Source organism: Stenotrophomonas sp. GbtcB23 (genome assembly GCF_019091045.1).
Taxonomy (GTDB): domain Bacteria; phylum Pseudomonadota; class Gammaproteobacteria; order Xanthomonadales; family Xanthomonadaceae; genus Stenotrophomonas; species Stenotrophomonas rhizophila_A.
This window is the reverse complement of sequence record NZ_JAGXKC010000175.1, coordinates 1-544: the sequence shown is the minus strand read 5'-3', so window position 1 is coordinate 544 and position 544 is coordinate 1. Positions and strand designations below refer to the sequence as shown.

Annotated in this window: 1 protein-coding gene; it reads right to left on the bottom strand. The window is 61.9% G+C overall.

The genetic code is table 11. From position 1 onward, the window contains the following. The coding region (locus KVS69_RS18670; RefSeq protein ID WP_217539472.1) for a type 1 glutamine amidotransferase domain-containing protein at positions 1-538 on the bottom strand (538 nt) is incomplete at its 3' end. Positions 539-544 lie beyond the last annotated feature (6 nt).

The following is a 544-nucleotide window of genomic DNA, read 5'->3' as shown; positions in this document are numbered from 1 at the left end:
GATTGTAGGCCCCTACCTGGACCTCCTCGACGATCTTGTCAACGAATTGCGGCAGGTCGGCAGGGGAGCGCGAGGTGATGATGCCCTGGTCGACCACCACCGCTTCATCCTTCCAGGACGCTCCTGCATTGCGGATGTCCGTACGGATCGAGCGGTAGGATGTCGCCTTGCGGCCGCGCAGCGCATCGGCTTCCACCAGCAGCCACGGGCCATGGCAGATCGCCGCGACGGGCTTGCCGCTCTTGACGAAATCACGCACCACGCGCACCGCATCTTCGTTGACGCGCAGAAGGTCGGGATTGATCTGACCGCCAGGCAGGACGAGGGCATCGAACTCCTCTGCCTTGACGTTCTTTGCCTCCAGGTCGACCGGGACTGTATCGCCCCAATCCTTCTTGTCCCAGCTCTTGATCTCTCCCGTCTTGATCGACGCGATCTTCACGTCGGCCCCGCGCTTCTTCAGTTCCTCCAGGGGGACGCGCAACTCCGATCGTTCATAGCCGTCTGCGGCAAGGATCAGGATAGAGGCGGACTCGATAGAGGT